The 8654-nt window shown below is 54.9% G+C and carries 9 protein-coding genes and 1 pseudogene; all 10 read left to right on the top strand.

Annotated features, from left to right (window positions below):
* The first annotated feature begins 575 nt into the window (after nt 1-575).
* Nucleotides 576-1175, top strand: a complete 600-nt coding sequence (locus tag CEE69_RS31575) for a DUF3750 domain-containing protein (protein ID WP_315852557.1) — start codon at nt 576-578, stop codon at nt 1173-1175.
* A 1210-nt stretch (nt 1176-2385) separates the two neighbouring features.
* Entirely contained in the window at nt 2386-3102 is a 717-nt protein-coding gene (locus CEE69_RS31565) for a hypothetical protein (protein ID WP_099264468.1), read from the top strand.
* Nucleotides 3103-3197: 95 nt separating this feature from the next.
* Nucleotides 3198-3692, top strand: coding sequence for a hypothetical protein (locus tag CEE69_RS31560; RefSeq protein WP_008659016.1), 495 nt, complete (start codon nt 3198-3200; stop codon nt 3690-3692).
* 111 nt (nt 3693-3803) lie between these two features.
* Nucleotides 3804-4244 carry a hypothetical protein gene (locus CEE69_RS31555; RefSeq protein ID WP_099264467.1) on the top strand — a complete coding sequence of 147 codons (441 nt, stop codon included), beginning with the start codon at nt 3804-3806 and terminating at the stop codon, nt 4242-4244.
* Between the two features lie 551 nt (nt 4245-4795).
* Nucleotides 4796-5269 carry a hypothetical protein gene (locus CEE69_RS31545; protein WP_143549401.1) on the top strand — a complete coding sequence of 158 codons (474 nt, stop codon included), beginning with the start codon at nt 4796-4798 and terminating at the stop codon, nt 5267-5269.
* An 83-nt stretch (nt 5270-5352) separates the two neighbouring features.
* A complete protein-coding gene (locus CEE69_RS31540) occupies nt 5353-5742 on the top strand; it encodes a hypothetical protein (RefSeq protein ID WP_099264464.1) in 390 nt (129 codons plus the stop codon).
* Between the two features lie 128 nt (nt 5743-5870).
* The gene (locus tag CEE69_RS31535) at nt 5871-6224 is read left to right on the top strand and encodes a hypothetical protein (protein ID WP_099264463.1); all 354 of its coding nucleotides are present in this window, start codon (nt 5871-5873) and stop codon (nt 6222-6224) included.
* A 143-nt stretch (nt 6225-6367) separates the two neighbouring features.
* Nucleotides 6368-6838: a hypothetical protein gene (locus CEE69_RS31530; protein ID WP_143549400.1), complete on the top strand. Its 471-nt coding sequence runs from the start codon at nt 6368-6370 to the stop codon at nt 6836-6838.
* A gap of 1113 nt (nt 6839-7951) precedes the next feature.
* The gene (locus tag CEE69_RS31515; protein WP_158231114.1) at nt 7952-8383 is read left to right on the top strand and encodes a hypothetical protein; all 432 of its coding nucleotides are present in this window, start codon (nt 7952-7954) and stop codon (nt 8381-8383) included.
* Between the two features lie 129 nt (nt 8384-8512).
* Nucleotides 8513-8654: pseudogene (locus CEE69_RS33840) on the top strand (IS91 family transposase); the annotation flags it as partial.

Below are 8654 nucleotides of genomic sequence, written 5' to 3'. Positions count from 1 at the left end.
TGCACTCTGAGTTGGGTTCGAGTGCACCAGAACGTCCGGCTGTTGCCTTGCTGAGAGACCACGCCACCGATAAAACGCTAAGGCGACAGCGGCTCGACGTAGCACAGGCCCCGGCGGCACAGTACAACCAAGTCGTTGCACCCGTTTAGCGTCACGCCGGTTGGCAAGGGAAATTTTTTTTCGTTGCTAAACGGGTGAACTCAATCGTTATTGCGACGAACTGGCTGTTTGCTCGACGACGTTCGAGTGGCATCGAACATCCACGTTTTGTTTGCGTTGCTTTGGTGGGTCACAAATCGTCGGCAGGAAAATGCTGGTTGGGCCTCGGTCTTGAGCATCGGCACCCGGGTTGGTTTTCCCAGATCCCTTGGTTGATTTTGCCTTTGATTGGCAATCACCGGTGACCCCACCTTGCAGTTGCATCGCCGCTCGATCATTCCATCACCCCGTCGTCTTCTCGACGTGGTTGGCTTTGCATCGTTTCCAGCTTTGTTGTTTCTCCATCCGGCCTGTCGTACAATTTCACTTCACCTGACCGGGCCCGGCCATTCCGCTCCGCACGCAATAACCAATGCATGCTGCGGAGTGGCGGTGGAGACCTACAACAAGTGGAAATCTACTTTCCGCCACCACGCAGATGCTTCCCGTTCGCCCAACTAATGTCGCAGCAATGTGCAACCGAAACGATCGTCGATCTTTGGTCCGCACGGATTCCCGGACTTGGACGGTTTGCCGAGCACCATTGGCTCGTTGTCTGTCGTGAAACCAACGCCGACCGTTGGGAGGTTTGGCAGACACCAAGCGAGTCTGAGGCATCCTGGGGACATCTACACCGCAATCTAATGCGCCCGTCGTCAGGCGTCGGCAACGGCCCCGGACGCATCATTCAGCGGTGGACTGGCGATGATGCGGTTTATCTCGCGTGCCGAATCGAATCTAGTCCGACGGCATACCCTTGGCATGATCGATACCGCGTTTATCCCGGGCCAAACAGCAACACGTTCGTACAATGGGTGCTCGGTCCGTTGTACACTCTTGGCTGGCGAGGATTCGGTCGTCGGTACGCGAACTCCACCCGACTCGCAAAGGCGTGGGCGAACCATGACATGCACGGGAGGACGGCTTGCGCGGTTTTTGACGTGGAGAATCTTCCGTCCGTCCCCCGTGATGTCTAACGTTATCGGACCGAAGCTAGGCAAAGCGATACATCACGAGCCCGGCTCGAATACCGTCAATCTGGCGCGACGGATCGGACACACTAGTCGATTTTGATCGCGTGCATCTCTGTCGCAATACAACTCGAATCGAGACTACAACATCAATCCCTATCGTCCAACCGAAACGGTGGAATCGGATTCCGCGGATACGAAAAATGGACAACGAATTACGATCGTCGAATGGTTAGTCGCGCTGTCCCTCTTTGGGCTGTTTCTGACGGCAATGTCGTGGATCGTGCCCTTTCTGCTTGGGCCAGAACGCTAGACTTACTGCAGTTCGATCATGGGACCGTTACGCACGTTGATGAAGAACGCAACCTGGTGCAAATTTCCGATAACCATGGCGTGCACACGGAGCGGGGCTTGCGACCGGAATTGAAATGGACAACTTTACTCTCCCCGCCCGGTGACGCCGGACGTTATTTGGAGCAACTGTTATCGCGTCTAAAGAACTCGGCACGATCACCTTCAGCGACGATGATATTGTTCACCGCGTCGTTAGCTGTACGTGGACTGGTCGCATTGAGCGTGGAACGGGCATCTGGTTCGACCTGGATGTTGAAGCAGAACTGGTTGACACCTCCAAGATGATTTCCGTGCACGCTCACCTTTCGTCAACGGCCTGGAGCGGACGATGCTATGGCTTTCTTGCGGCCCCAATTTCATCTCCGCTTAGGTGGTCGGAGGTCACATCCACACGCTACGCATTCGATGCTGGAGACTTTGAGAGCCCAGGACTATGCGCATTTGGGCTATACAGAACTGCTCATCAACATACGGGCAACCACTCATTGGCGATCCGTCGCCAATCGAAGAAACCTACCTTCAAGCTCGATTGGCGTGCAGAGATTGGCGACTTGGATGAACCTGGTGACTACTTCGCGTCTTTTCATGCAAAACTCATCGGCGCCACATTTGATGGTATCCACTTTCCCGCTGGCACAACTCAACGCGACGCTGTCGATCAAATGACGTGCTACGTGCATGACGCCGACAAGTATCGCTTTAGTAAGCGGAAGGATTCTGTTGCGATGCTTCCGCCTTCGACTAAGGCCAAATAACCATGGCATTCACACGGAGCGGGGCTTGCGGCTGAATTTGAAATGGACAACTTTACTCTCCCCGCCCGGTGATGCCGGACGTTACCCGACTGATATTTCGTTCCATCATGAATGATGCTTCAACCCAATTGCAGAATCACTTTGGTGTTGAGCGGGATCGCATTCAAGACCTGCTCGCCTACTTCCAACGCGTCGACGACGGGGACTTTGCTGGCGACGAGCAAACGGAGGTCAACCTCCTGCCACCTAGCGAATGCATTGCCCTCACGGAAGACCTAGACTGTCACCCGCTGTTTGACTGCCCCGAAGGTGCCAACTTTCTTGTTCTCGATGACGCAAATACAAGCGATCATCACTGCTACGCACTAGACTTCCCGTATCCGGGTTGCGTCATTTTCGTTCCGCACGGTGACAAAGTGCGAGTCGTCTTCCGCAACTTGGTTGAGTACGTGAAAGCATGTGAAACCGCGATCGAGACTGATACTTCACTTCGCGATTACCATCGCACGGACGTGCTTCTCCATCCTGACCAATCACGCCTGAATCAAACACTTTCTTCGCTCTTAACTGACGGAGAAGAAGAGCTACTTTACCTTCTCGTTGGGGCCTCCGATCTAGCTGACGCGACGCTGGTGAACGGGTTTCTCGCGTCCGACGATTTCTGTTTGCGTGCCGCTGTTGCAGACCGTATTGCCGCCGGACCGCACTTCAAGCTGCTAGACTATGCCAAGCGATGCGCAACCGACCGGCATGCAAATGTCTGGCGGCCTGGGAAACGCGCACTTGGCGCAATCGAAGCGATACTGCCTGAAAAACGCGGGTAACCATGCCGTGAACCGGAGGACGGCATCAGGCGTTTACAAATGGAAAATCAAATCGCCGTCCCCGGTTACGGCTACCGTTCTGCCATGGATGATGCATGAAACCGTTTGCTGATTTGACACCTGACGACATTCGCAACCACCCCGTGTGGGAATTCTGCAATGACGTTGAATCCAAATTCGGCGACGAAACTGTCATCCGACCGGTGAATGCCATACCGGTTTCCGACCTTGGCAACCGCGTGGTTGGGACGACACTGCAATTTGCAAATGGTGACTCCGTTGATGGCATCCTGGGCAACATCGACCTTAACGATCACACGCAAACGGAGCACTTCGTTGCACTAACCTTGTACCGTGATGACGGCAAACTGTTCCATTTGGCCCGGTATCATGACTTCAACATCGACACTCACGGCCCAAACGAATGCGCTGCTTTCTTCGGCCTCGGCATCGCGGACGTGTTTCCAATCACCTACGATATCGGCTCTGTCGCGATCGGTGTTCCGGCTTCGATTCGTCGCGAGATACATGCTCAGCCGACGCGACGTCTCGATGACGACGAGTTGATGCGGATGGCTGTTTCTGGCTGATGCGACCACAGAAGGCAGAACAATCCAATGCACCCGAGCGGCGAAGTCGGGCGTTTTCAAATGGACAATCTCTCGTCGCCGCCGGGTGATTGGTGACGTTCGCCGACTCAAATGTTTAGCTTCAACCGCTGCACGCAAACTCTCAGGATTTGGGAATCAAACTATGGACGCGATGCCGGCTGGAACATCGAACAACACGGAGCGGTAATTGCAACGCTGTCTGATCCACAACCTGGTGACATGTTTTGGGATCACTATCGTATTGACATCGTGACGGACGATGAACGGCTGCGTGCTGAGATGGGCACTGACGAGTTTTGGTTAAACGCGGAGTCCGCCGGGCTTGTGTTTCGAAATCGTGTATTCGGAGAAGTGGCCAAAAACGCGTTTCCATCGCATCCCCCTTTCGACACCGATGGTCGAATCCACATGCGCGCGTTATACCTCGACATTCGACCTCCGATGCCTTGGGATTGGCTCTTGCTGTACTTTCGTCGTCGGACTGCAGACAAGACCGGCGAACCATCGGATGCACGTGAGTCGCCGAGTTGAGTTTTTTGAAGTGGTTAGTCGTTCGCGGCGACCACGTGATCCGCAACGTTCCCCGACTGAAATCGTCAACGTGAACGAACAATGTCGCCCTATCCATGTCGCCGACCTCTTGTGGCTTTGCGCGTTTGTGGCGTCTGTGCTGGCATTCGCTGTGCCCGCGTATCGATTCGCATCGGATGCCAACCAAAATGTTGCGTCAATTCCGCATGGGTTCCTTGGTCCCGTTTGCATGCTCGCAACGATTGGCGTCCTCGCTCTTCCGATCATCCACTTAGTAATCGGCCTGGCTCTAATACGATCACGTGGATCGTTTGTGACACGCATGATCGCCATTGCTATACTACTAAACGCGATTCCATCCGGGTTTGCGTCGGCATCCATCGGTCGTGCGTGTGCCATGCAAATGGCTGGCTGAGGTACGCCTCACATGCGGCATGGACCGAGAGAGCGGGGAACCATCGGATGCACCCGAGTCGGCGAGTCGCGCGTTCTGACAGTGGAGGATCTCTCGCGCCGACCGGGTGATCCGCACCGTTCGCCGACAGGAGCTGATGACCGTACCAGAACATCTGTGGCGATTCCCAACTCGTGAGGCTATTGCCAGCCTGGCGATTCGTTTCGACGTCCCCAACGAACCGCACATGCAGGACTGGGAATGGGAAGTTGCCGATCCTGCACGAATTGATGAATACCTGAATGCTTACCATGTCGGCGAACTCTCTGACGACGAACGGTTCACGCTAATGGAAACAATGATTCAGGCATTTGATGATCTCCCCGGACCACTGGAAGCGGATGTCCGTTGGGAGGCGACATTGAGCATTCTTGATGAGAATATTGATTTGCACGCCTATTCGGTGTGGTACTGGTCTGATCTGGAGTACGAACTTGGTGACGAAACCTGGCGCGTAACCCCGTTTTTACGTAAACTTGTTGATAAGCACCGGGCCCGGCTGGATCCGCAGTCGGTGTCCCAGGATCATGATGGCGGCGAACCAGACGATGCACGTGAGTCGCCGAGTTGAGTTTATTGAAGTGGTGAGTCGCTCGCGGCGACCACGTGATCGTTATCGTTCTGCTAATCAAAAACCTCCTCTCACGAATAGCCATGAACACGAAACGAAGACGCTTGCTGCGAATCGCATCTGTCGCTGCAATGGTCGGACTCGCATCCGTTGGTTTCTTGTATTCGCAGATCGAGAAACCGCAACCAGTCACGCAACTTGAGATTGCTGTCGCTCGCATGCCGCTGGGCATCAATGCAGAAGACGCTGATCGCGTGATTGGCTCGTCGCCCGACGCTATTGAAGACGGGCGAGCGATCTTGGTAAATCCCGTGATGATGTTTTCAGGGTCAAGCGTTCAGGGTCAGAAATACGGTGACCCGAATTTATACTCATTCCGAACTTGGACGCGGGGGGATGTCCACGCTTCGGTCGCGATCGATACCGATGGAAAAGTCGCTGCTCGTTGGACGTATCGAGACCAGCCGAACTAAGAGCAGAACAATGTCGTGCACCGGAGCACGGCTTGCATGTTTTCACAAGCGGGAGATTGTCTCTCCGTGCCCGGTGACGACCGCCGTTCCCCGACCAATTGCCACGCGTCTCGGATTCTGACGTCGCGATGAATGACGACGAAATCCCTGCTGACCTACGCGACTCGCATGGCGACCTGCTCCCGCCCTGGCTTGCCTTCCGTGGGCTTCCAAGGTTCAGCATTGGTTGGCGGATGGGGCAACCCGAATCGCACCTGACCAACTGGACGAATTGGTACCTGCGGCTCGACGAGAACGAACGCCGCGTATACCGGAGACGCTACCGTGCTCCTTGGCCACTATGGACGGGTTCGTACCTGACGTTGTCACGTAGTAGCGCGACAACGGTATTTGGCTTTGTGGCAACCGCGATTGTGTTTGTAATGCTTGTGTCGCTGCGATTCGCGTTGTTTCCATGGGTTCGCGGCATCAAGATCCATTGACCATGATAAGATGCGGGGAACCACCACATGCACCGAAGGACGCGAGCCGAGCGGTTTGGCAATGGTGAGTCCTTCGCGCGTCCTCGGTGATGTGTAACGTTCGCCGACTGAATGAGTCCACCGCAACGAATCAACTGACACGAATGTTCACTCTACGCGAACGCATAGTTGCCAGTGACGTCTGGCCCCGTCTCTGGATCGTCGCTTCGTATGCGTTCGCTTTTTACCTGCTATACGCGTCGCTCGAACCATCCCTCGACGCCCTTCGCTCACCCACATTCTGCGTCCTTGCAATACTGGCGATACCTGCAACTTTTGTTCTGACGACAATCGTCTCACCCTTCGTTGCATTTTTTGCGTTCTCGGATGTCGCCGATCGACAATCCACCCTGAACGGTGGTCCATTTTCGATTGGCGATCGCGTTGTGATCATTCCCGGACGCAATACCGGACGATATGCTACAGTTACGTCGTTTGGTCAATGCAAATCCCTTCGGATCACGATCGACGGTGATGCTGCCGAGACCACTGGGTACGCAGCCTACCAACTGAAAAACGCGGCGAACCATGGGATGCAACGGAGCGGCGAAGTCGGGCGTCTTGGTGATGGTTGATCGTTCGTCGCCGCCCGCTGATCCCGAACGTTCTGTCCATAATGTGAGTCGATGATGTCAACACGCTTTTCGTTGGCCACGTTGTTGATGCTCACGACAATCTTCGCTGCGACAGCAAATCTCGCGTTTGCCCTTTACCGAGAGTCGAGACCGATCGATTGGCGCAATTTCACCTACGACAACGCTGAGATTCTTCAACACGACGGCGAAACGGTGCTCTTCTTCGGCAATGCCACCTACCATGTTGAGAGTCAGTTGGTACGCCAGCAATTGGACGGTTCGCGAGTCGCAATTGCAGCGCATCGAGGAGAGATTGTGCCAATGATTCGCACGTACGACGATTGGGACGACACCGAAATACACTCGGTCTGGAGACGCCTTGGGCACACGAAACGCCCAATGATTGTGTTATTCACCCCCAACGGCAATGTCACAAAGTTGGAGCCCCTCGATGTACAAGAGATCGAACGACAAATCGGATCACGGTCGGTGCTTCCGACGATTCCTGCACTCGGGTTTGCGGGTTCGATCGTCGCATGTGCGTTAACGTTTTCGTACACTAAACAGGGACAGAACAATCGCGTGCACCCGAGTACGCGAGTCGGTCGGTTTGAAGTTGAAAATCTTTCGCGCGTACCGGGTGACGCGTGACGTTATTGCGACGAACTGGCTGTTTGCTCGACGACGTTCGAGTGGCATCGAACATCCACGTTTTGTTTGCGTTGCTTTGGTGGGTCACAAATCGTCGGCAGGAAAATGCTGGTTGGGCCTCGGTCTTGAGCATCGGCACCCGGGTTGGTTTTCCCAGATCCCTTGGTTGATTTTGCCTTTGATTGGCAATCACCGGTGACCCCACCTTGCAGTTGCATCGCCGCTCGATCATTCCATCACCCCGTCGTCTTCTCGACGTGGTTGGCTTTGCATCGTTTCCAGCTTTGTTGTTTCGCCATCCGGCCTGTCGTACAATTGCAATTCATCTGACCGGGCCCGGCCATTCCGCCCCGCACGCAATATCCAATGCATGCTGCGGAGTGGCGGTGGAGACCTACAACAAGTGGAAATCTGGCTTCCGCCACCGCGCAGATGCTTCCCGTTATCCGACTGAAGCAAGTCGTGCACACCATTCATCGCATCACCGCGTCGATTGCCCTTAGCGCTGGCACGCTGGTAGCTGGCTGCAGTTCTGGGTTCGAGACCTCTGGAATCGTGCTTGATGGCGATGGCAAGCCACTTGCGAAAGCTGTCGTTACCCTGTTCGACGGTATTTCGCCTGACTTCGGTTTCTCTACCCCTGTTTCTGACGACGGCACGTTTACCGCGGGCATCTCGACTGCTCCCGGCATTGAACGCTTTCGAATGGTGACGAGTTGTGATGGGTACCACGACGATGAACGCATCGTATACTCAGATGACAACGCATCACACCGGATCGTTCTTTCGCGGCTACCCGCACAGAAAGATGTCGAATTGAACAGCGTGGGTATTCAAGTCTTGCTTGATGAGGACAGCGTCCGATTCGTCCCCGATACAACTGCAGGCGGATAACCATCGCATGCACCGGAGCCGGGCTTGCGAGCGTTTTCAAATGGAACATCAACCATCCCGGCCCGGTGATGCGTAGCGTTGTACTGGCCTCTGGAGAACTTCCTTGAAGCGTCACGTTTCTTATAGGCAGTGACCTTGTCGCTCGACTTGCAACAGTTGATGCGCAAGCACTACCCCAGGCTTGCGAAGTCATATGGGCTCAGCGGTGACATGCACCGAGCCGCGTGGGCCATCATGCATTGTCGCACGCGAGAGTTGGGAGGCCATGTCA

This window comes from Rhodopirellula bahusiensis (assembly GCF_002727185.1).
Classification (GTDB): domain Bacteria; phylum Planctomycetota; class Planctomycetia; order Pirellulales; family Pirellulaceae; genus Rhodopirellula; species Rhodopirellula bahusiensis.
The sequence above is the reverse complement of the archived record's forward strand: the minus strand, read 5'-3'. Positions and strand labels throughout refer to the sequence as shown.